At 43.6% G+C, this 22,226-nt stretch carries 21 protein-coding genes; all 21 read right to left on the bottom strand.

Translation table 11 applies throughout. The annotated features are described in order from the left end of the window. Positions 1-63 precede the first annotated feature (63 nt). The 21 genes from RDS42_RS03075 to RDS42_RS02985 all read right to left on the bottom strand — a co-directional run bounded on the left by RDS42_RS03075 (position 64) and on the right by RDS42_RS02985 (position 21,858). Positions 64-1,134 carry a serine hydrolase gene (locus RDS42_RS03075; RefSeq protein ID WP_308782323.1) on the bottom strand — a complete coding sequence of 357 codons (1,071 nt, stop codon included), beginning with the start codon at positions 1,132-1,134 and terminating at the stop codon, positions 64-66. Then, positions 1,131-2,288 carry an FtsW/RodA/SpoVE family cell cycle protein gene (locus tag RDS42_RS03070; protein ID WP_308782322.1) on the bottom strand — a complete coding sequence of 386 codons (1,158 nt, stop codon included), beginning with the start codon at positions 2,286-2,288 and terminating at the stop codon, positions 1,131-1,133. The genes RDS42_RS03075 and RDS42_RS03070 overlap by 4 nt, the downstream gene beginning before the upstream one ends. Next, positions 2,285-2,536 (bottom strand): cell division topological specificity factor MinE, encoded by a 252-nt coding sequence (minE, locus tag RDS42_RS03065; protein ID WP_308782321.1) that lies wholly within the window; start codon positions 2,534-2,536, stop codon positions 2,285-2,287. The genes RDS42_RS03070 and minE overlap by 4 nt, the downstream gene beginning before the upstream one ends. A gap of 33 nt (positions 2,537-2,569) precedes the next feature. Next, positions 2,570-3,358 (bottom strand): septum site-determining protein MinD, encoded by a 789-nt coding sequence (minD, locus tag RDS42_RS03060; protein ID WP_308782320.1) that lies wholly within the window; start codon positions 3,356-3,358, stop codon positions 2,570-2,572. A gap of 84 nt (positions 3,359-3,442) precedes the next feature. Next, positions 3,443-6,349 carry a penicillin-binding transpeptidase domain-containing protein gene (locus RDS42_RS03055; protein WP_308782319.1) on the bottom strand — a complete coding sequence of 969 codons (2,907 nt, stop codon included), beginning with the start codon at positions 6,347-6,349 and terminating at the stop codon, positions 3,443-3,445. Beyond that, positions 6,334-6,861: a rod shape-determining protein MreD gene (gene mreD, locus RDS42_RS03050; RefSeq protein WP_308782318.1), complete on the bottom strand. Its 528-nt coding sequence runs from the start codon at positions 6,859-6,861 to the stop codon at positions 6,334-6,336. Before mreD ends, RDS42_RS03055 begins: the two co-directional genes overlap by 16 nt. Continuing rightward, positions 6,858-7,742 carry a rod shape-determining protein MreC gene (mreC, locus tag RDS42_RS03045; protein WP_308782317.1) on the bottom strand — a complete coding sequence of 295 codons (885 nt, stop codon included), beginning with the start codon at positions 7,740-7,742 and terminating at the stop codon, positions 6,858-6,860. The genes mreD and mreC overlap by 4 nt, the downstream gene beginning before the upstream one ends. Positions 7,743-7,758: 16 nt before the next feature. Next, positions 7,759-8,772: a rod shape-determining protein gene (locus RDS42_RS03040; RefSeq protein ID WP_308782316.1), complete on the bottom strand. Its 1,014-nt coding sequence runs from the start codon at positions 8,770-8,772 to the stop codon at positions 7,759-7,761. 12 nt (positions 8,773-8,784) lie between these two features. After that, positions 8,785-9,483: a DNA repair protein RadC gene (radC, locus tag RDS42_RS03035; RefSeq protein WP_308782315.1), complete on the bottom strand. Its 699-nt coding sequence runs from the start codon at positions 9,481-9,483 to the stop codon at positions 8,785-8,787. A gap of 96 nt (positions 9,484-9,579) precedes the next feature. Beyond that, positions 9,580-11,169 carry an FAD-dependent protein gene (locus RDS42_RS03030; RefSeq protein ID WP_308782314.1) on the bottom strand — a complete coding sequence of 530 codons (1,590 nt, stop codon included), beginning with the start codon at positions 11,167-11,169 and terminating at the stop codon, positions 9,580-9,582. Beyond that, on the bottom strand, positions 11,166-12,386 hold the full coding sequence (locus RDS42_RS03025) for an aminoacetone oxidase family FAD-binding enzyme (protein ID WP_308782313.1): 1,221 nt from the start codon (positions 12,384-12,386) through the stop codon (positions 11,166-11,168). The genes RDS42_RS03030 and RDS42_RS03025 overlap by 4 nt, the downstream gene beginning before the upstream one ends. 58 nt (positions 12,387-12,444) lie before the next feature. Beyond that, the gene (locus RDS42_RS03020) at positions 12,445-13,722 is read right to left on the bottom strand and encodes a methionine gamma-lyase family protein (protein WP_308782312.1); all 1,278 of its coding nucleotides are present in this window, start codon (positions 13,720-13,722) and stop codon (positions 12,445-12,447) included. 36 nt (positions 13,723-13,758) lie between these two features. Then, positions 13,759-14,703 carry a tRNA (adenosine(37)-N6)-dimethylallyltransferase MiaA gene (gene miaA, locus RDS42_RS03015; protein WP_308782311.1) on the bottom strand — a complete coding sequence of 315 codons (945 nt, stop codon included), beginning with the start codon at positions 14,701-14,703 and terminating at the stop codon, positions 13,759-13,761. 8 nt (positions 14,704-14,711) lie between these two features. Then, entirely contained in the window at positions 14,712-16,751 is a 2,040-nt protein-coding gene (gene mutL, locus RDS42_RS03010; protein WP_308782310.1) for a DNA mismatch repair endonuclease MutL, read from the bottom strand. Between the two features lie 48 nt (positions 16,752-16,799). Further along, a complete protein-coding gene (gene mutS / locus RDS42_RS03005; RefSeq protein ID WP_308782309.1) occupies positions 16,800-19,418 on the bottom strand; it encodes a DNA mismatch repair protein MutS in 2,619 nt (872 codons plus the stop codon). 168 nt (positions 19,419-19,586) lie between these two features. Next, positions 19,587-19,811 (bottom strand): tyrosine-type recombinase/integrase, encoded by a 225-nt coding sequence (locus RDS42_RS03000; protein ID WP_308782308.1) that lies wholly within the window; start codon positions 19,809-19,811, stop codon positions 19,587-19,589. Between the two features lie 113 nt (positions 19,812-19,924). Beyond that, a complete protein-coding gene (locus RDS42_RS14985) occupies positions 19,925-20,128 on the bottom strand; it encodes a hypothetical protein (RefSeq protein ID WP_369124209.1) in 204 nt (67 codons plus the stop codon). After that, on the bottom strand, positions 20,047-20,445 hold the full coding sequence (locus RDS42_RS02995) for a hypothetical protein (RefSeq protein WP_308782307.1): 399 nt from the start codon (positions 20,443-20,445) through the stop codon (positions 20,047-20,049). The genes RDS42_RS14985 and RDS42_RS02995 overlap by 82 nt, the downstream gene beginning before the upstream one ends. Before the next feature lie 70 nt (positions 20,446-20,515). After that, positions 20,516-20,713, bottom strand: a complete 198-nt coding sequence (locus RDS42_RS14980) for a helix-turn-helix transcriptional regulator (RefSeq protein WP_369124208.1) — start codon at positions 20,711-20,713, stop codon at positions 20,516-20,518. 91 nt (positions 20,714-20,804) lie between these two features. Next, complete coding sequence (locus tag RDS42_RS02990) at positions 20,805-21,416, bottom strand: hypothetical protein (RefSeq protein WP_308782306.1); 612 nt, start codon at positions 21,414-21,416, stop codon at positions 20,805-20,807. Further along, positions 21,355-21,858, bottom strand: a complete 504-nt coding sequence (locus RDS42_RS02985) for a hypothetical protein (RefSeq protein ID WP_308782305.1) — start codon at positions 21,856-21,858, stop codon at positions 21,355-21,357. Before RDS42_RS02985 ends, RDS42_RS02990 begins: the two co-directional genes overlap by 62 nt. Positions 21,859-22,226 lie beyond the last annotated feature (368 nt).

Raw genomic sequence — 22,226 nt, 5'->3', positions numbered from 1 at the left:
GAAGATTAAACTATTTGAAATTTAAAAAACCATTCTACATTATCTGTAAAATGGTTTTTATGGTTATTCATTATTTGCATTTTCCAACAGTGCACTCATTTGCTGATACAGGAGTTCTTTTGTAGAAGCGCCCATAACAATAGAAACATAAGGTTCTCCATATGCGTTTTGAGAAAGGAGCGCCAGACAGTTTCCGGCATCGCTGGTTGTTCCGGTTTTTCCTCCCAGGATGGTAATTCCCTTTGGTGCATTTGCTTCACCGGTAAGATAATGATCAGTGGCCAGAAGTGACGTACTGACCTCTTCTCCCCAGCTTCTTTCATAGGAAATGGTGTAAGAACCCAGCTGTGTGATCTCGGTAAATTCCGGGTACTGCAAAGCTTCCTTAAGCATCAGGTAAATATCATATGGCGTGGTATAATGGTTCTCGTCCTGAAGCCCATGAGGGTTTGTAAAATGTGTTCCTGTACACCCAAGCTCTTTTGCATAGCTGTTCATCATTTCTACAAATTTCTCTGTTGTAAGGCCGATATGTGTGGCAATCGCTGATGCAGCATCATTTCCGGAATATACCAGAAGGCCGTGAACAAGCTCGTCCATAGTAACCTTATCTCCTGCCAGAAAACCGATTACCTGAGATCCCTCTTCAAGAGTTACGTTTTCTTCTGTGATCGTAACTACATCATCCATGTTTCCATATTTAAAAGCAAGAAGAGCTGTCATGATCTTTGTAATACTTGCAGGGTATACTCTGGTATAAGCTCCTTTGGAATAGATGACTTCTTTGTCTGAGATATCAAAAAGAAGTCCTGTCTGATTTTCTTCCAGACTGACCTGATCCAAAAGTATATCCTCTGTCACAACGCAGAGGTCAGATGCAAAAAGCTTTGCTTTTCCTTCAGATGCAGATACCTGGCTTCCGGTAAATTCTTTTGAAATATTGTACGCCTGTACCGGTTCTTTAAAGATCAGATCCTTAGCAATAAATCCTAAAGCTGCAATTCCTGATATCGCTGCCACAATAAGAAGAACTGTAAGGAGTCTTCGGATCATTTTTCTCCTGCGTCTTTGCTTTTGCCTTTTTATACGGGCCGCATTACGTCTCTGGGCTGCAGCCGGCTGTTGATTTTTCATAAATATTCCTCTTTCTTATCTGCAATGGTTTTCTGAAGTTCTTTGTTATAGGCGCTACTTTGAAGTCCTACATTCAGCACCAGTCCCATTCCGATATAAAGGCTGACAAGGGAAGTCAGTCCATAGCTTACAAAAGGGAGAGGTGTTCCTGTGTTAGGTCCCATACCGGTAGCAACACAGATATTCAAAAAACTCTGAAGCGAAACAATACTTCCCATTCCGCAGCAAATGATCTTTCCTGAAAGGTCTTTTGCCCTTAAACCCATCCGGATACATTCCAGCGCTATAAAAAGCAAAAGAATAATGATAGTGGTGCAGCCAAGAAAACCATACTCTTCTCCTGCCACCGCAAAAATAAAGTCTGTCTGGTTCTCTGCCACGAAATTTCCATCATTGACAGAGGTTACCTGATCGCCGGACAGTTTTTTTCCAGTCAGTTCACCGGAAGCAATTGCCATTTTGGAATTGTTCTGCTGTTCTGTATCATCTGAGTATTCTTCATTTTCAGGATAAAGAAATGCCATGATACGATTTCTCTGATAGTCCTTGATCAGCTTCTGTTCCGGCTGCACTACGATCATCAGGAAAATGATCATTAATGGAACTGCAATCAGAAGCGCACCGCCAATTACCCGGTAGCTGAGACCGGCAATATAGATCAAAATACAGAATACTGCTGTGATCATAATCGTATTTTTCAGGTCAGGCTGTTCCAGAATAAGAAAAAGCGGCACTGCAAGAAGAACAGCAGATTTTGCCAGTGTTTTAGGCGAATTCAGATCCTCCTCATGATCCATAAAAAATCTGGCAAAAAACAGGATAATGATGATCTTTGCCAGCTCTGTAGGCTGAAAACGGATAAAACCAAAATCAATCCATCTGGCAGCTCCGTTGGCAGAATCACCGAAAAGACGCACGATAAGAAGCAGTGCAATATTTCCTCCATACATGATCCACTGGAAATTGCTGATCCAGGAATAATCGATCAAAGAGACGATTACCATAATGACAAGTCCCATGATCACACCTGTGATCTGTTTTGTCATAAGATCTTTTCTGGCGGTGCCTACCAGAAGGACGCCAATAGAACTGACTGCAAGCAAAAGAAAAAGCAGTCTGAAATTGTAAAAACGCAGCTTATACTGTTTAATCATTTTGTCTTTTGTTCCTTTTTAGACCTGACAGGGATATCCGCATGGAGAACTGCAGGGTTCTGGGTAATGTGGATATGCACCTGTGTTTCATCAATGGTTATATATTTTTTTACGGTATGTATCAGATCGTTTTTCAGCATTGTCATCATCTGTGGAGAGCAATTGATCCGTTCCGACACCAGAAGAAGCTTCATCCGGTTTTTCGCATAGCCTGCGGAACGATCTTTTCCCTGTAAAGTGATCTTCAAAGAAAGCTCCTCCTATATCATTCCGCCATGGGGTTATTTTTTAAATATCCTGCTCAATCTGCGGAACATTCCTTTTTTAGGACTGATATCCATAAAGGGGATTTCCTGCCCCGTCAGACGCTGACAGATGTTTCTGTACTCCTCTTCTGCAGGTGATTTACGTCCGGACAGAGGCTCGCCCTGATTTGTAGAAATAACGATCTGTTCATCATCAGGAATTGTTCCTATCAGATTTACGGCGAGAATTTCAATTACATCATCCACGGACATCATTTCTCCTCTGGCGATCATGTCCGGCCGTAACCGGTTAATGATCAGATGGATATCACGGAGATCATTTGCCTCCAGAAGACCTATGATCCTGTCTGCATCACGAATGGCGGAAACTTCCGGAGTCGTTACTACAAGAGCTTTATCTGCTCCTGCAATGGCGTTTTTAAATCCCTGTTCGATTCCGGCCGGACAGTCCAGAAGCACATAATCAAAATCTTCACGCAATTCATCGGTAAGCTTGATCATCTGTTCTGGCGATACTGCTGATTTATCCTTTGTCTGAGCAGACGGAAGAAGATAAAGTTCCTGATGGCGCCGGTCTTTTATCAAAGCCTGTCTGAGCCGGCAGCTTCCATTTATAACATCTACAAGGTTGTAGACAATCCTGTTTTCCAGCCCAAGTACTACGTCCAGATTGCGCAGGCCGATATCGGTATCCACCACAACTGTTTTTTTGCCCATCATGGCAAGCCCTGTTCCAATATTGGCAACAGTTGTAGTTTTTCCTACGCCGCCCTTTCCGGACGTAATCACAATGACTTCACCCATGTTTCTGATTCCTCCTAAAAAATATGTTCCATGATCCTGGTTTTCTCGCTGGTATTTTAAATGATAATACACCGGAACGAAGCATCAGTCGTTGGAGGTGTTGCTGACATCTGTAGAAGCATATCCGGTAAGGATCTCTTCGTCTTCTGCCAGATCAAAAATGTATTTCATGATATCATTTGCCGTGGTACAGGCATTACCAGAGGAATATCCATTGGCAATACGTACGGCAATTGCATACTCAGGAGCATCGGAAGGTGCATATCCGATAAAAAGACCATGGTTTGGCTGATGGTAGTCAATCTCTGCGGTACCTGTTTTACCGGAAAGTGCAACGCCAAGTCCGTTGAACTGCTCATGTGTCTGTACTACCCGGCGCATACCTTCCTGGATATCTGACCATACACCGGAAGGTACGTCTGTCATCTCCTGGGATACGACAGGATCAAAGGTTTTCAACGTCTGTCCCTGAGAATCTGTCACTTTATCAAGAAGAGAAAGATCATATACGGTTCCGGAGGTGGCAAGTGCAGTCACATAACGTGCAAGCTGGCTGGTAGTATAAAGATGGTTTCCCTGTCCGATATAAGAGGGAACGGCCTTGCTGTCCGATACATGAGGCGATGCTTCTGAAATCTCAATTCCTGTTTTTTGATCCAGTCCGAACTCTGAAGCATATTTCTGCAGCTTAGAAAGGCTCTGATTTTCGGAAAATTTGTTATCTGCTGATTTTCCGGCCTCAAAACCGATCATATTAAAATAATAGTTACAGGACTGTTCAATGGCAGTTGTGATCTCCAGAGCGCCATGTCCGCTTTTGTTCCAGCAGTTGATCGGCGGTGTTACCAGATCGAATTTACCGGTACATTCAATATAAGTATCATCATCAACAATATTTTCCATCATACCGGTTACTGCAGAGAGAAGCTTCAGTGTGGAACCAGGTGCGGTTGTCTGCTGTGTCGCCTTGTTGAAAAAGGGACTGGACATATCAAGAGAAAGCTTTGTATAGTAATCGGTATCCATATTGTTGCTGAGACGGTTGTTGTCATATCCCGGATAGGATACGCATGCAACTACTTTTCCGGTTTTTACGTCTGTGACAACCGCAGATGCAGAACATGGCTTCAAAGCCAGCTGGGCAGGCTCTATCTCCAGATTTGCAATTTTATTTACCATAAAATCATAGGCTGTGGTGGAACCGTCAGCCAGTCCTGCATAGGCTTCATCATCTTTGGATAAAACTCCCTGTTCATACAGTACAAGACACAGCTGCTGCCCGGAAATCTCGTCGTTCATAAGCAGATACTTATACAGAAGTTTGGAAAAGCCAAGATCTGTTTTCAGGTAATCCACTACATAATCTGTCAGTGACCGATAAATTTCGGCCGAATCCAGATATTCTCCCTCTGGCGAGATCACAGAAATATCGATCCAGTTCTGGCTGGCTGCGTAATTCAGGTATTCTCTGAGACTGATACTTTCTTCCGCTGCCCATGCCTGGTAGGTTGCATCAGAAGTATCTACGGCATCCTTGTCGATCACGCCCAGGGTATCTCTGAGTATGGTATCGCAGATATAGGACAGGTATTCCTGCACCTCATCGGATTCATCCTTATAAGCAGGCGGATTATCGGTGGTCAGCCTGTTAGATATTGTATCAAAAATTTCCTGCTGTTTTTGTTGAAATTTGGCATATAAATTTTTTTCTGTATCGGAAGCTTCTTCTTCATTAAATCTGGTAATGTCAATGACGCTGTTGGCAACAAGAGCATTATATACATCATAGATTGGTACGGAAATCTGGCTGGCATCCTGTACAGCCTCAAAATCAAATTTCTTTGTATTTTCAATACGAGTCAGAAGGACGCCGGCAACTCTCTGCTTCAGGATCTGATAGATGGCGCTCTGCCAGTCGGAGTCAATGGTCAGATATACATCATTTCCTGCCACAGGCTCTACAAGGCTATTGTCGTCAATACTCAGTACTTTTCCAAGGTTATCTACAATAACGGTTTCTTCACCGTCTGTTCCCTGAAGATCCAGTTCCATATACTGCTCTATTCCGGCCTTTCCCACAATGGCATCGTTGGAATATTCAGGATTTTGTTCCTTCAGCTGTTCCAGCTCTTCGGCAGAAGCCCGGCCGGTATATCCAAGAACAGGCCCCATACTTTCATCATCAACATACTGGCGTACAGAATCCTCCAGCACATCGATGCCCTGGAGCTGGCTCTGATTTTCCATAACTGCCGCAACAGTACTTTCGCTGACATTGGTAGCGATGGTAACCGCCATATAACGCTGGAAGCTGTTGGTATTCAGTTTATACCGCATGGTGGCGATATCCAGTATCTCCTGCTTGGTCAGCTCTGCAGGAAGTCCGTATTTGGCCAGCTCTTCCGGAGTATAAGCATTTTCTCCATAAAGGACAATGGAAAAGCCATTGACTCCTCCTCCGCTGAGATATTCAATTATTTCGGCCGCTGTTGCAGAAGCTTCCTCCGGAGTCAGATCATCGATGAGAGGATGTCCGTAAATATCTGCTTTAAAACGGCTTAATGTAAAGCCTTCTCCCACATCGAAGGCATATTCTCCGTTTTCATCTATGATGATATGGAAATCTCTTAAAAGAGAATCTCCATTTTCTGCAAGGATCTGCAGGATGCGGTAAGCAACTCCGTTCAGGGTCAGGTTTCTCTCACGTGTTGTTTCATAGCTTCCATTATCTTCAAAGGTCAGAGAATAGGAAAGCACATTGGAAGCGATCAGCTCGCCGTTTCTGTCATAGATATTTCCTCTGGTGCTTTTCAGGATCCTTTTTTTGGTAGTTCTGCTTTCGAATTCACTGATATAATTTTCTCCCTGGATGATCTGCAGGTCAAAAAGCTGACGGATCAGGATAAAAGACATCAGAACAAATACGATCACAAGGACGGAAGTTCTTTTCAGTTGTATTTTTTTGATCAGTTTTTTTATTTTAGTACCCAAATAGACTCACTTTCTTTCCTTACTGGATTCATAAAACGGTGATTGATGTGATAAAAGATCCTGTAAACGATCACAGTAAGAAATACAGTATAAACAATTTCAGGAATGATGATCCGATACAGATAAGTAAAAAGCCCAAGACGGCCTCTCAGAAGGAACTGCAGTCCATAGACAGCCAGATTATAAAAAAGATCCATAACTGCCGTCAGGAGCATAGGAACCTTCAGATCATCGTCATAGTAGATACGGTAGGCATAACCGCTTAAAAAGCCGACAAACATGTAGACCATGGCATAAAAGCCCATTACAGATCCAAAAAAGAGATCTGTCAGGGCTCCACAGAAAAAGCCGGTCCACATACCGCTTTTTCGTCCACGCATCAGCCCCATTGACACACAGAGGATCAAAAGCAGATTCGGTGTGATGGAGCCTATTGCAATGGTATGGATAAGAGTGGACTGCAAAAGAAAACTTACGATGATCGTAAAAAATAAAACGATCTTGCTTTTCATGATTCTGCGCCTCCCTGGATCGCGTCTTCCTTATTGACAGTAATAACAAAAACGTCTTTCAGATGCTGGAAATCAACAGGGGTAACAATAGTGCCTGTTTTTGTCAGATTATTGGTATCCAGTTCAATTTCACTGACATATCCGATAAACAGACCTTCTACATATTTTTCGCTGATATTTGAAGTAACGATCCGTTCTCCTACAGAAACCTTGTCTTCTCTGTCATACAGCTGGCTGAAGCGTAGTTTTCCTTCATCGATCAGTTCCAGATCCCCTTCGATCACACAGGTATCATCTGTACTGACTGTCATGGCGCTGACATTGCTGCTGTCATCAATAATGGAACGGACAGTTGCCCAGGTGGATCCGACTTCTGTTACAATACCTACCAGACCCTTTCCTGCGATCACATTGTTGTTTACACGTACGCCGTCTTTGCTTCCCCGGTTGATCATAAAGGTATCATACCAGTTTCCCGGATCCTTGGCGATGATCCTTGCGGCAATCTTTGGATAGTCGGAGTATTCCTGATCCAGATCGTAAAGCTCTTCCAGTCTTGCCAGTTCAGCCTGATCCTGGATAAGGATGTTATTCTGCTCAGTAAGAGAATCCACAGTGGTCTGAAGCTCCTTATTCTGAGCGATCAGTTCCTCTTTTTCCTGAAAAGTCTGGTTCATATCCATAAGCCATGCGCCGATCGCTGCAATGGATTTTTCAAAAGGAACGACTATCATTCCGGCCATTTCTTTTACCGGAGAGGAGGTGACTCCTGACGCAAGAGTGGCTATTATGGCGCTGACACAGAAAAAGGTCATGATCACCAGAAGATGTTTGCTTTTTAAATGAATACGAAATCGAAATTTCTTTTTCAGATTTTTCATGTCATACTCCTGAAAATTATAATTTACGTTGTTTGACAGGCTGAGCCCATTTTTCAAGATCCTTATTTTTTATGATCTTTTCCAGCCCGCAGACTGCTGATGTTTCATAAAGCTCTGAAAGCTTAAATGAAAATCCGGTATAGCTTGCCAGATAACTGTCTATGTATGGAAGCCTTGTGCTTCCGCCGGTAAGGTAAATACCTTCTCTGGAAATATGGTAGGCGATCTGCGGCGGTGTTCTTTCAAGAAAAGTTTTCATTTCTGCCGCGATCTCGTTCACACAGTTCATGATTCCTGCATTTACTACATATCCGGAAATGATCTCTTCCCGGGGAAGCCCCGAAATACTGTCTATGCCTACGACTTTACGGGCGTCTTTTCTCTGGTCGCTTAAACGGCCCATGGCCAGCTTCAGCCGCTTGCCTGTTCTGGTACCGATCTGCAGATTATAACGTTTCCGTATTTCACTGCAGATTGCTTCATTCATCTGTCGCCCTCCAATGGGGATCTTTCTAGAAATAATGATCTTTCCATCTGTGATAATGGAAAAATGAGTGCTCTGGGCGCCGATGTTTACAATCATACTTCCAGGGTTGTCCTCCAGAGTTACCCCCATGGCAAGAGCATCTGCAACAGGAGATTCTACCATATAGACATGATTATTACGAAGCCAGTGTCCGTTGACTACATGATAATAAGCACGTTTTTCTACAGCAGTCATATCAAGAGGAACAGAAAAATACATTTCTGAACCGATTCCTAAAAATTTATCAATTTTTTTCATCATGCTGTAAAGGGCAATTTCCTGGAGTTCAAGATTGGCGATCATGCCAAAAGCCATCGGCGAACTTACGGCGATGTTGGCAGGTGCCTTTTCAAACATATCATACGCTTCATTGCCCACGGCGATGATCCTGCGCCCTTTTGACGCGATTATATTTTTTTCAAGATAACTTTTATTTCGCAAATAGGAATAAACCTTGATGGTGCTGCTGCCAAGATCAATCCCATATGTTTTTTTTAACAGCATATATTTGTTCCTTTATTTTATCATTCCCTGTTCTTTAAAGCTGATATACCGATGATCGCCGATAATAATATGATCCAGAAGGCAAATGCCAAGAAGCTCGCCTGCCTGACGGATCTGTTCTGTAATCTGGATATCTGCAGTGCTGGGAGTGGGATCTCCGCCCGGATGGTTGTGGACAAGAATAAGATTTACTGCATGACACCGGAGAGCCTCTACATAAATTTCTCTTGGAGTTACCAGTGTGGCATTGACAGTACCTTTTGAGATCAGCCGTTCTATCAAAAGGTGATTTTGATTATCCAGCATCATACAGATCATCTGTTCCTGCTCCTGATGCCGCAGTTTTTCCATGTAATAGGATGCGATGGAGTCCGGATGACGAAAGCTCATGGCCGGTTTGGCGGCCGTCATGGAAATCCGCCGTGACAGTTCTCCGATACATTTAAGCTGGACAGCTTTTACCTTGCCGATCCCATGGATCTTTTCCAGCTCTGCAAGAGAACTGTGAAGGATTCCAAGCAGTCCGGGATAAGAAGAATCCTGTAAGGTCTTCAGTATGTCATTTGCCAGTGTCAGAGAATTACGCCCTCTGGTCCCGCATCGCAGGATCACTGCAAGAAGCTCGCTGTCACTTAAGGCTTCTTCTCCCTCACGGATGCATTTTTCATAAGGACGCTCTGACGGGGGCAGATCTTTTATCGTATATTTCATATTATTTACCTGCTGTACTCTGTTTGCAGACGGGTAAAGAATCAAACTTTATTTTAACATAAAAAGAGAGAGATGTATACTCTCTCCTTTGTTTTTTTACAAATTCATCACATATTTGGAGGCGATCCATTCGGCTGTTTTGATGCCGTCCATGGCTGCCGAAGTGATCCCGCCTGCATATCCGGCTCCTTCTCCGCATGGATAAATCCCGGATATATTAGACAGACCGTCTCTGTCTCTTACCAGTCTTACAGGAGATGAGGTCCTGCTTTCGATTCCGCTGAGAACTGCGTCCTCTCTGTCAAATCCCGGAAGTTTTTTTCCAAAGGCATGGATCCCCTCTTCAATCGAATTTCCGATTTCATCCGGGAGAACAGAACGCACATCTGAAAGTATATAGTCTCCCTTGATACAGGGGATAACTTCTCCAAGATTACGGCTTGGCTTATGTGTACAAAAATCTCCAAACAGCTGGACAGGTACCTTTCCCTGTCCGATTTCCCAGGCTTTTTTCTCCAGCTCCCTTTGGAAAGCAATTCCTCCTAATGGTCCTTCCTGAGGGAAATCCTCCGGGGTTACGGTTACGATCACCGCACTGTTGGCATTTTTTCCGTCTCTGGCCTGATAGCTCATTCCGTTCACTGCCAGATGACCTTCTTCTGAGGAGGCATTTACCACATATCCGCCCGGACACATACAGAAAGAATAGACTCCTCTTCCATTTTGGCAGGTATGTGTTACCTTATAGCTGGCAGCGCCAAGGATCGGGTTTTCTTTTTCTCCATAGAGATCTTCATTGATCATGGACTGGGGGTGTTCCACACGAAGCCCTACAGCAAAAGCTTTCGGCTCCATTGTAAGCCCTCTGTCCTTCAGCATAAAGAAAGTATCTCTGGCACTGTGGCCGATGGCAAGAACGCATATTTCCGCAGGGAGGATTTCTTTATGATTGATCTCAACTCCGGTAAGATGTCCGTTTTCAATTTTCAGATCTGTAGCTTTGGTACGGAAACGGAAGCTTCCCCCCATTTCTTCAATCTGATGCCTCATGGTCTGCACAATATCCACCAGAACATCGGTACCCAGATGAGGCTTATGCTGGTACAGGATTTCAGGATCTGCCCCTGCCTCCACAAAACGTTTCAGAACTTCTCTGTTCCGTCCGAAGGAGTCTTTTACCAGAGTGTTCAGCTTTCCGTCCGAAAAGGTTCCGGCTCCTCCTTCTCCGAACTGGACATTGGATTCTGGATCCAGAATCCCGTTTTTCCAGAACCGGTCAACAGTCTCCCGGCGTTTTTCTGCTTCTTCTCCTCTTTCAAGAACCAGCGGCCGATAGCCGGCTCTGGCAAGATACCAGGCGCAGAAAATTCCTGAGGGACCACTTCCTACTACCACTGGCCGATGAGAAAGCGGCAGGGTTCCCGGTTTTGGAAAAACATAGCCCTTCCTTGTGGTTGACATAATATTATTATTGTGAATTTTTTGAAGAATCTTTTTTTCATTTTCTATGGACACTTCTACTGTATAGACAAATTTTTTATCTTCTTTATGACGGGCATCCAGTGACTGACGGATGATTTCATAGGAAAAAGATTTTTCGCTGCAGCGAAGAGTTTTTGCGATCCTTTTTTTAAGATCGGACTCTGTATGTGTAATGGGAAGTTTTAACTGACTGATCCGTATCATATAATCTCCTTTGCTCCGTGGATTCCGGCTGCGGCACCGCTGGACCATGCCCACTGGAGATTGTATCCTCCGCATGCTCCGTCTATATCAAGAAGCTCTCCTGCAAAAAAAAGTCCTTTGTGAAGTCTGGATTCCAGCGTCATAGGATCCACCTGACTGGTATCTACGCCTCCCGAGCAGACCTGTGCCTGTTCAAATCCGGTGTTTCCGGTTATTTCCAGTTCAAAACCGCAGGCAGAACCCAGAGGATCTTTTTGTTTCATCAGAACCTTTATCAGCTTATCCGGAAGAAGTCCTGTCAGAAGCTCCGGCTCTGTCTGATAAGGACAAAGCTTCTTTCTGTTTTCCAGCAGGGCCCGCAACTCTTCTTCTGTATACTCAGGAAAAAAATTAATCCTGAGTGCAGCTTTTTTCTTTTCGCTGAGAGCCCGAACGGCATATCGGCTCAGCTGAAAAACAGGGATTCCGGATATTCCATATTCTGTAAGCTGCAGCTCCCCTTCTTCTTCCTTTTGGGGAACACCATCGATCAGAAGGGTAAGCCTGCCTTCTGTCCGGACACCGGACCAGGAGGAAAAGCCTCTGTCACGGCATTTCAGACCCAGAAGAGCCGGAAGAGGCGGGATTATCTGATGTCCCAGTGTTGCTGCAATCTCGTAGCCGCTTCCGTCTGAACCGGAAACAGAGGAGGCTTTTGATCCGTTTGCCAGGATCACAGCTGCTCCCTGATAGGTCCAGCCCTCTGTCCGGACATTCCATAATCCGTCTTTCTGGAAAACTTTTGTTACATGTTCTCTGGTTTTGATCTTTACTTTCAGGCTGCGTGCTTTTGCTTCCAGAAGTTCCGATACAGATTTTGCCTGCCCGCTACGTGGGTACAGCCAGCCTTTTTTCTCAACAGTAAGAATTCCGATCTTCTCAAAAAAATCCAGGGTATCTGTTACTGAAAACTGGCGGAAGACCCCGCTGGCAAAATCAGGATTCGTTCCTCGGTATGCTTCTTTATACTGATTCAGGTTTGTAAGATTGCAGCGGCCGTTTCCGGTTACACAGATCTTGCGTCCTGTTTTTTCATTGTGTTCCAGAATTGTAACTGAAACACCCTGCTGAGCCGCCTGGATGGCAGCCATAAGTCCTGCTGCTCCCCCGCCCACAACAATCAGGGAATGCAGGGGATCCGGAGCCTGTTTTTTCTTTTTTTTTGGTTGCTCTTGCATGGCAGCACCTCCTGAAACAAATAGGTGATGTTTTTGACTTCTTATGACTACAGCCGGATCACGGCAGTGTGATCAGATTTTTATCCAGAAGCTTCTGAACAGACATAAGAATGCCAAGCTTTGCGTGTTCCCAGGTCAGTCCTCCCTGGAAGTAAACTGCGTATGGAGGCTTCATAGGCCCGTCGGCAGAAAGTTCGATGGAAGATCCCTGGACAAAAGCCCCTGCAGCCATGATCACTTCACTGTCATAGCCTGGCATATCCCAGGGCTCCGGATCTACATAGGAATCTACCGGGGCTGCTGCCTGGATTCCTTTGCAGAATGCAACCACACGTTCCGGAGAATTCAAGGTTACGGCCTGGATAATATCCTGCCGCGGCTCCTGACCGTTTGGAATTACCGGGAAACCAAGCTTTTCATAAATATTTGCTGCAAATACAGCTCCCTTCACAGCACCTTTTGTCACCATAGGCGCCAGGAAAAATCCCTGATAGAAAGAACGGTTTACTCCAAGAGATGCTCCAACTTCCATACCAAGACCCGGGCAGGTCATACGGGTGGCAGCGTTTTCTACGCATTCTTTTGTTCCTGCAATATATCCGCCGATAGGAGCCAGTCCGCCGCCGGGATTTTTGATCAGAGAACCAACGATCATATCAGCTCCGACATCACTTGGCTCTACGGTATCTACAAATTCCCCGTAGCAGTTATCTACCATACAGATTACATCCGGCTTGATACTTTTAACAAATGCGATCAGTTCGCCGATCTGCTGTACGGAAAAAGAAGGTCTTGTCTGATAACCTTTGGAACGCTGGATCTCCACAAGCTTTGTTTTTTCATTGATAGCTTCGCGGATGCTGTCATAATCAAAGGTTCCGTCCTCTTTCAGATCTACCTGACGATAGGTAACGCCGTATTCCGCAAGAGATCCTTTTGCCGGACGGATGCCGATTACTTCTTCCAGTGTATCATATGGTTTTCCGGCAGGCGCCAGAAGCTCGTCTCCCGGACGGAGATTTCCAAAAAGTGCAATGGCAAGAGCGTGAGTTCCGCAGGCAATCTGAGGACGTACCAGACAGGCCTCTGTGTGGAAGGTGTCTGCATAAACCTTTTCCAGTGTATCACGTCCGAAATCATCATATCCATAACCGGAGCTTCCGTTAAAGCATTCGGAACTTACTTTATTTTTCTGCATGGCAAGCAGGACTTTCATCTGGTTATATTCTGCTTTTCTGTCAAATTCTTCAAAACGTTCTTTCAGAGTTGATTCGATCTCTGCACCAAATTCATAGACTTCCCGGGAGATTCCCAGCTGTTCATATATTTCTTTCATTTTCTACCTCATCTGTTTTTATTTTTCACTGTTTTATTACAGCAGTCCTTTATTTTTGCAGATATCCAGCATATAGCCCAGTATCTGATCTTCTTCATAGTTAAAACTGTCTTTATTTATCCATACGACTTCCGGTTCTCTGCGAAACCAGGTCAGCTGTCTTTTGGCAAAATGACGTGTATCCCGTTTCAGGATCCGGATCGCTTCTTCCAGGGGATATTCGCCATCCAGATATGCCAGGATCTCTTTATAGCCAAGTCCCTGCATGGAAACCATTCCCCGATGGCAGCCTTCTTCCCGGAGCGCTTTTACCTCTTCCAGAAGTCCTTCCTCCAGCATCTGATCCACACGATGGTCGATCCGCTGATACAGAAGCTCTCTTGGCATGTTCAGTACAAAATATGCAAGGGCATATGGACTTTCATTTTGTTTCTGTTCTGCGTTATGGGCAGAAATAGGAGTTCCGTTCTGATGATAAAATTCCAGAGCGCGGATCACACGTTTTACATTGTTGGCATGGATGTCTTCTGCACTTCTGGGATCCACCTTTTTCAGCATTTCATGGAGATGTTCGGGGCCCTTTTCTTCTGCAAGAGCTTCCAGTTCTTTGCGGTATGAATCTTCCTGCCGGGCCTGGGTGAAATCAATATCTTTTGTAACTGCCTGGATATAAAAGCCGGTTCCGCCTGCCAGAATGGGGATTTTTCCCTTTGCATAGATCTCTTCCATGGCTGCCTTTGCCATCTGCTGGAATTTTACAATATGAAATTCCTCTTTTGGATCCAGAGCATCTACCAGATAATGCTTCACTCCCTGCATTTCCTCCGGACGGATCTTTGCAGAGCCAATGTCCATTTTCTGATAAACCTGCATGGAATCCGCAGAGATGATCTCTCCGTTTACAGCTTTTGCCAAAGCTATGGAAAGATCTGTTTTTCCAACAGCAGTGGGACCGGTCAGTACGATCAATGGCTTTTTCATATAGCCTCCTAAACAATTCTTTTAAATTTCTTTTCCAGTTCTGTTTTTGTCATGGAAATGACGGTTGGCCTTCCGTGAGGACAATGATAGGGATTGTCTAGAGTCAGAAGCTCGTCTAAGAGTTTTTCTGCTTCTGCCGGGGACATGGCATGATTTCCCTTTACGGCAGCTTTACATGCCATGGTTGCCAGTCTGGAAGCAAAAATATCAAGAGCGTCTTTATCTCCCTCTCCTGCCAGATGATCCAGCATTTCCAGAAAGAGCTCTTCTTCGCTGAGTCCGTAAAGGTTAGAAGGAACGGCACTGATACAGTATTCCTTTCCGCCGAAATGTTCTATTTCAAATCCAAACTGCCGGAAATAGTCTTCATTGGCTTTCAGAAGTCCTTCTTCCTGAAGATTCAGAGTAACGATCAGCGGCGGGGTCAGATATTGGGCATCCACGGTATTTTCACGGAATTTTTTTACAAAACGTTCGTAATATACTTTTTCATGGGCGGCATGCTGATCGATGATATAGAATGCATCCCCGAACTGTGCCAGCCAGTAGGTGTCAAAAACCTGTCCGATCAGGCGGATCCGTTCCCTGGATTCCGGGGCCAGAAGCTTTTCCTCAAAAAGTTCCAGCTGCTGTTCTTCCTGTTTTTTTATATAAGATGTTGACTCTTCCCTTTTGGGAACTTCTGTTTGTGGCTTTTCTGTTGGCGGTTCCTCTTTTTTCGGTTCTTCTTTTTTCGGTACTGATTCCTGAGGTTCCAGCTGTTTTTGTTCTTTTTCTGGCATTTCCTGAGCCGACTGAGCCGGTTCTTCTTTTGGAAGCTCCAGTCTTTCTTCTTTCTGCTGCTTCTGTCTTAAAGTCCCCTCAAAAAGATTCTCTTCAGAGGAAGAGAAAATCTGTTTTTCCATATGTATTCCATAAGGAGCAGATGATTCTCTTACTGTATTTTCATATACCTGCTCTCTCCTTTTTTTCTCGAAAGGCTCCGGAATGGACACTGGTTTTACCGGTGCTTCTTTTTTCTCCGGCTGAGGTTTCTCAAGAGTCACCTTTGGGATCATTTCTCTGGCTGTCAGGGCACGGCGCACAGTATCGTATACTGCTTCATAAACCTCCTGTTCTCTGGCAAAACGGACTTCTCTTTTTGCCGGGTGTACATTGACATCCAGATCATTTCCCTCCATTTCGATCTGAAGAGACACAAAGGGGAATTTGTGCTGCATAAGAAAACCTTTGTAGGCATTTTCAATGGCTTTTGTGATGATATTATTTTTTACATATCTTCCATTAATATAATAATTCTCAAAGCTGCGGTTTCCCCGGGCAATCTCCGGCTTTCCTACAAATCCGGTGATCTTCATAAAATCATTTTCAAAATCCGCTTCAAGAAGAGCCTTGGTAATATCCCGTCCATATACGCTGTAGATTACATCTTTTACATTATAATTTCCGGAGCTGTGCAGCTTTACCTGGCGGTTCTGGATGTATTTAAAAGATATTTCCGGGTGGGAAAGCGCAAGCTGTTCCATCAACGTATGGATATAATTAGCTTCCGTGGTATCTGATTTCAGGAATTTTCTTCTTGCCGGTGTATTATAAAAAAGATTTCTTACCAGAAAGGTGGTTCCTTCCGGTGCGCCCAGCTCTTCCAGAGAATGTTCCACACCGCCTTCGATAATATAGCGGGAGCCGCTGACGGCAGAATGAGTCTTTGTGATCAGTTCTACCTGGGAGACGGCGGCAATACTGGAAAGCGCCTCTCCACGAAATCCCAGAGAAGCAATCTGCTCCAGATCCTCCACTTTCTCTATCTTACTGGTAGCATGACGGAGAAAGGCAAGAGGGATCTGTCCGGCTTCAATGCCGGCACCGTTGTCTGTAATACGGATCATCTTTTTCCCGCCGTCTGTGATTTCCACAGTTACAGCTGTAGCGCCTGCATCAATGGCATTTTCTACAAGTTCTTTTACCACAGAGGAGGGGCGCTCCACTACCTCTCCTGCTGCAATCTTATCTATGGTATTCTGGTCTAAAACTGCGATCTTTCTCAAACCAAACCTCCATTTCTTCTTTGGCTCCAAGATTATCTTAAGAGAATTTTACCAGCGGTTCTGTATCTTGTTCTGAAGATTGTAAAGGATATTCATAGCCTCCATGGGAGTCAGATGGGACATATCCAGATTTTTGATCTCTTCCACGATGTCATTATCCTGAACTGTGTCAAAAAGAGACATTTGAGCCATATCTACCTGATCGTATACGATCTTTTGTTTTTTCTTCGGAGCAGCCAGATCTTTTACAGCAGCGGTAATGTCTGCGTCACTTAATTCCTCCACCAGCTCTTTTGCACGGCGGATCACCGGATCCGGTACTCCGGCAAGCCTTGCAACCTGTATACCGTAACTTTTATCTGCTCCGCCTTTGACGATTTTTCGGAGAAATACGATATCGTCTCCTTTTTCTTTTACTGCAATACAGTAATTGTTGACGCCGGGAATTTTTCCTTCCAGTTCAGTAAGTTCATGATAATGTGTGGCAAACAGTGTTTTTGCGCCACAAAGCTTCGTATCGCTGATATGTTCGATCACTGCCCAGGCAATGGCAAGTCCGTCAAAGGTGCTGGTTCCTCTTCCAATCTCATCCAGAATCAGAAGACTTCTGGACGTGGCATTTCTCAGGATATTTGCAACCTCAGTCATTTCTACCATAAAAGTACTCTGACCGCTTGCCAGATCATCAGAGGCTCCCACCCGGGTAAAAATCCTGTCTACAATACCAATGTTTGCTTTTTCTGCCGGCACAAAACTTCCAATCTGGGCCATTATTACGATCAGAGCTGTCTGACGCATATAAGTGGACTTACCGGCCATATTAGGTCCGGTGATAATAGAAATCCTTTTTTTCTGATTATCCAGATATGTATCATTGGCAATGAACATATCATTTTCAATCATTTGCTCTACTACCGGATGTCTGCCGTTTTTGATATCCAGAACACCGTTTTCGTTGATCTTCGGACGAACAAAATTATTTCTCTGAGCAACCAGTGCAAGGGAGGCGAACACATCCAGCGCAGCAACTGCCTTGGCAGTTTTCTGAATGCGGACAACCTCTGCGCCAACCTTGTCTCTTACATTACAGAAAAGCTCGTATTCCAGGGCATAGAGCTTATCTTCTGCCCCGAGGATCATGTCTTCAAGGTCTTTTAATTCCTGTGTGATATAGCGTTCTGCATTGGTAAGAGTCTGTTTTCTTATATAATTTTCCGGAACCAGGTCTTTAAAGGAATTGGTAACCTCCAGTGAATATCCAAAAACACGATTGTACTTGATCTTCAGGTTTTTGATTCCGGTACGTTCTCTTTCTCTGGCTTCCAGTTCTGTCAGCCATTTTTTACCGTCTGTACGGGAACGGCGGAATTTATCTACGTCAGAATTATAACCTTCCCGAATGATCCCTCCGTCTTTCTGGGCAAGAGGCGGTTCTTCCACAATGGCGCTTCTGATCAGCTGTGCAATATCCTCCAGCGGATCCATATCCTCACAGATTTTTGTCAGAAGAGGACTGTTGAAATCCTTTATAATCTGCCGGATATAAGGCAGCATTTCAAGAGAGGAAGAAAAAGCAATCAGGTCTCTGGGATTTGCAGACTGATAGCTGATGCGGCTGATCAGTCGCTCCAGATCATAAACAGGGTTTAAATATTCCCGGATCTCATCCCGGAGCATGGGGCTTTGATTCAGTTCTTCCAGAGCTTCCAGGCGCTCGTTGATCTTTTCTGCATCGATGAGAGGCTGCTCTACATAAGAACGAAGGGTGCGGGCACCCATGGCTGTTTTTGTTTTGTCCAGAACCCAGAGAAGAGAGCCTCTTTTGTTCTTTTCCCGAAGTGTTTCTACAAGCTCCAGGTTTCTGCGGCTGGAACTGTCGATCAGCATAAATTTTTCTGCCGCATAAGGACGGATCCCTGCCATATGGGAAAGAGCAGACTTCTGTGTTTCCTGAAGATAAAGGAAAAGCGCTCCGGAGGCGATCACACCGCTGTCGTAATCCTGGATCCCCAGTCCTTCCAGAGCATTTACATGGAAATGTTCCATTAATGTCCGTTTGCATAAGCCATCGTCAAAATACCAGGCATCCAGAGGAAACACACAGATCCCCAGACGGTTTTTCAGATCTTCTGTGTCTACTCCGCTCATAAAAAAAGCGTCGTTGCAGATGATTTCTGCCGGAACAAATTTATTGATCTCATCCAGAAGCTTCTGTGGTTTATCCACCTCTGTCAGAAAACAGTCTCCTGTTGTAATGTCCGCAATAGCACATCCAAAACGGCCTTCTGTAGCAACAACGGACATCAGGTAGTTGTTTCTGGATTCATCCAGAGAAGCCGCATCCAGGGTAGTACCCGGTGTTACCACACGGATGACTTCACGCTTTACCAGCCCCTTGGCTTTTTTCGGGTCTTCCACCTGCTCACAGATGGCAACCTTATAGCCTTTTTCAATCAGACGGTTGATATAGGTTTCTGCAGCATGAAAGGGGACCCCGCACATAGGGGCCCTTTCTTCCAGCCCGCAGTCCTTGCCGGTCAGGGTCAGTTCCAGCTCTTTTGTTACTGTGAGAGCATCCTGAAAAAACATCTCATAGAAATCTCCCAGACGGTAAAAAAGGATACAGTCCTTATACTGCTCTTTTGTTTTTACATATTCCTGCATCATTGGTGATAATGCACGAATATCCCCTGAAAACCCAGTATTTATGCGGGTTTCAGGAGTCCCAGATATTGATTTGACCACATTTTTACGATAGTTTTTTTCCTCGTTTGTGTTTTTGTTTATACTCAAGTATGAAAACCTCTCTCTAAAATTTTATCTCGATCTGCAAGATCAGGTTTCTGTTCCGTATTTTTGAACATACCGCTCATATTCGTCGTCGATGTGTTCTTCTTCCAGGTGTGTATAATAATTCGTCATTTTTTCATTGGAGTGCCTAGCTATTTTCTGTACGGTAGCAGCATTCATTCCGGATTGGATGCATTTTGTTACAAAAGTATGACGAAAAATATGAGGATAAATATCCATGAAGTTAGGAGCTCGATTTTTTTCTGTCAAAGCAGCCTCATGTTTATTAACAATCTCAACAATCCGTTTGCATTCTGTTTGAGCTGCTGATGGAAGATAACTTAGGCCAGAGGATGTTGTAAAGATCAGTCCAGGATATTTATCTAAAAGTGGATTAGAATTTCCCCAGAGATTTCCTGACTTTTCTTTGGTGTTATAATCTGAACAGTAGAATACCGTTCAGAAAGTTTATTCCCCTTTGAATCGTAATACTTTGTAACTCTGTTTAAGGTCTTGTATACACGGATTTTTTTTCGTTTAAAATCAAGATCACACCATTCCAGAGCAAGAGCTTCTCCAATACGCAAGCCAGTATGCAAAAGAAAAAAAGCTCAAAATACCTAGTGTTTTTACATGCTTCAAGGAAACGATGACTGTCATATACATATAAATTAAGGCATTTTTCATACCACTTTGAAACAGAAATTCTAGGATCATATCCCACTATTCCAGGAGAAATATTAGCAAGATAGGCATTCCTTTCTTTTTTTACGTATTGTAAATTTGTACCATAAATTGAAAATGTTTTTCCTGTACCACGAACGAAAATTCTGGCCTCATAACGACCATCTTTTCTTTGATATAATCCTTTTCCCAATTCCTTACCATTTAAGTTTTTTCCCATAACATCACCAACCTTTCCGATGATAATGCATGGCACTAAACATGTATTTTAGCACAATAGAAAAAACCTTTCAAGACTGCCGATCTATCCATTTTTGAATTTTTTTCCTATCAATCAATGTTCTGCGCCCAATCCGTACCATGAAATTGTTCTCATTCATCAATGTCCTCATTGTTTTTTCAGAAAGTCCCGTAAGTTCACATGCTTCTTTCACTGATATGAGAATCTTTTCGTTGTTTGGTGCTGACTGCGTGTTTTTTCGTAACATATACAAAGCCGGTCAATATCTGCAGGCAGATGATATTGACCGTTCCTCCTCTCCTATAAATTCAAAAAAGACCGCCTGCTGGTCTTATAAGTTAATCCAATTCCTTACACTCTTTTCGTCTAACGTAATGATCCACTGCTTCTTGTAAACTACATCCGGTTCTACGGCTTCGGCTTACTACACTGTTCTTGCTTATTTCTAATTCCTCACAACACGCTTTAAGCGATAGATAAATAGTTCCGTGATATTCAAATTCCGGATTATTTAACAGTTTTTTCCTTTTTCTTGTCATAAAATGATGAAACGATTCTTCAAGAGAACAGTTTTTATCCCTTGCTCTTTGTCTCACACACATATCATCGATCCCGTACTTTTTACAACATGCCCGAAGACTGGGATATTCTGTCCCTCTAAATATCTTCCCTTCACAAAAAAATGCTTCTTGTGCACGGTGTCTTTCTTTATATAGCACCTGTTCTTCAAAAGCCTTATCTTTTTCCATATCATTCAAAGGTACACAATCTTTCATGTGAGCAACAATTTTTTCCAGCATCTCTGCATTGGAGCATTCGGCATTATGTGCCATTGCAGATACAGAATTTTGCTTTTGTCCATAAGCAAGACAACATTTTGAAAAGCTTTCATATTCTTTTCCCTTTGGATTTAATATAGTGCGTAATTGCGCGTGTAGCGGAAACACCATTTTCGTCCATATAAAGGCGTACCGATACCGGATTAATACCAAATTCTTCGCAGCATTTAGGAAGAGATGGATATTTCACTCCATGATATAAGATTTCACGCTTTTTCTTCGTTTCTAATGCTTGCTCAAGGGCTTCTTGTGGTGTGCATTTTCGATTCCAGATATTTGTTTTCACAGAATCCACGTTTAAATCATAAAACTCGCAGCAGGTTTTAATACTGGACCATTTTCGATTACGGAAAATGATTTCTTTACTTTTTTTCAGTTCAATAAAATGTGTAACTGCTTCTTCGGTTCTACATTTATGTCTATCCTGATATGCCATTACACTGCGATAACAGATACCATAATATTTACAACATTTCCGTTTACTTTCAAAAGTCTTTCCGTTATATGTAAATTTGAATTGCTCCATGTAATTGGATCTGATTTTACGTGGCATAAAAACTTCTTTCCTCCATATATTTCCAGTTTGCTAACTTTTTACAAAATGGTACTGTTAAAATACAAGAGGTATTTTTTGTTGTCAATTTCTTGGCTTATTTAAAGTATACAGGAAGCTTTCTGCTGATAGCAGATGCTGATATCCCGTTCTTGCGGATACCAAAATCTGCTTCATAAAGAAAAGAAGGGATTTTTCTTCCCTTCTCTGTACTTTTTTGCTATCCGCAATATTTTATTTTTTTATTCGGATGTACTCTGCCCTCCTTTTTCTTATTTGCATAAGTGCGCCCCAACCCCGTACGATACATAAAAATCACGACCACCGGCTTAGCCGGTGGTTTGCTTTGACCCTATAAGGGTCTGTTA

This window comes from uncultured Blautia sp. (assembly GCF_902497045.1).
In the GTDB taxonomy this organism is placed as follows: Bacteria; Bacillota; Clostridia; order Lachnospirales; family Lachnospiraceae; genus Blautia_A.
This window is presented reverse-complemented; position numbering and strand designations above follow the sequence as displayed.

Excerpts from the sequence above, each read along its gene's own strand:
- RDS42_RS03075 (WP_308782323.1), bottom strand. The coding sequence starts at position 1,134 with ATGAAAAATCAACAGCCGGCTGCAGCCCAGAGACGTAATGCGGCCCGT.
- mreD (WP_308782318.1), bottom strand. The coding sequence starts at position 6,861 with ATGAAAAGCAAGATCGTTTTATTTTTTACGATCATCGTAAGTTTTCTT.
- RDS42_RS03030 (WP_308782314.1), bottom strand. The coding sequence starts at position 11,169 with ATGATACGGATCAGTCAGTTAAAACTTCCCATTACACATACAGAGTCC.
- mutS (WP_308782309.1), bottom strand. The coding sequence starts at position 19,418 with ATGATGCAGGAATATGTAAAAACAAAAGAGCAGTATAAGGACTGTATC.
- RDS42_RS03025 (WP_308782313.1), bottom strand. The coding sequence starts at position 12,386 with ATGCAAGAGCAACCAAAAAAAAAGAAAAAACAGGCTCCGGATCCCCTG.
- RDS42_RS14980 (WP_369124208.1), bottom strand. The coding sequence starts at position 20,713 with ATGTTACGAAAAAACACGCAGTCAGCACCAAACAACGAAAAGATTCTC.
- RDS42_RS02995 (WP_308782307.1), bottom strand. The coding sequence starts at position 20,445 with ATGGGAAAAAACTTAAATGGTAAGGAATTGGGAAAAGGATTATATCAA.
- RDS42_RS03040 (WP_308782316.1), bottom strand. The coding sequence starts at position 8,772 with ATGCTGTTAAAAAAAACATATGGGATTGATCTTGGCAGCAGCACCATC.
- miaA (WP_308782311.1), bottom strand. The coding sequence starts at position 14,703 with ATGAAAAAGCCATTGATCGTACTGACCGGTCCCACTGCTGTTGGAAAA.
- minD (WP_308782320.1), bottom strand. The coding sequence starts at position 3,358 with ATGGGTGAAGTCATTGTGATTACGTCCGGAAAGGGCGGCGTAGGAAAA.
- mreC (WP_308782317.1), bottom strand. The coding sequence starts at position 7,742 with ATGAAAAATCTGAAAAAGAAATTTCGATTTCGTATTCATTTAAAAAGC.
- RDS42_RS02985 (WP_308782305.1), bottom strand. The coding sequence starts at position 21,858 with ATGCCACGTAAAATCAGATCCAATTACATGGAGCAATTCAAATTTACA.
- RDS42_RS03070 (WP_308782322.1), bottom strand. The coding sequence starts at position 2,288 with ATGATTAAACAGTATAAGCTGCGTTTTTACAATTTCAGACTGCTTTTT.
- radC (WP_308782315.1), bottom strand. The coding sequence starts at position 9,483 with ATGAAATATACGATAAAAGATCTGCCCCCGTCAGAGCGTCCTTATGAA.
- RDS42_RS03020 (WP_308782312.1), bottom strand. The coding sequence starts at position 13,722 with ATGAAAGAAATATATGAACAGCTGGGAATCTCCCGGGAAGTCTATGAA.
- RDS42_RS02990 (WP_308782306.1), bottom strand. The coding sequence starts at position 21,416 with ATGGTGTTTCCGCTACACGCGCAATTACGCACTATATTAAATCCAAAG.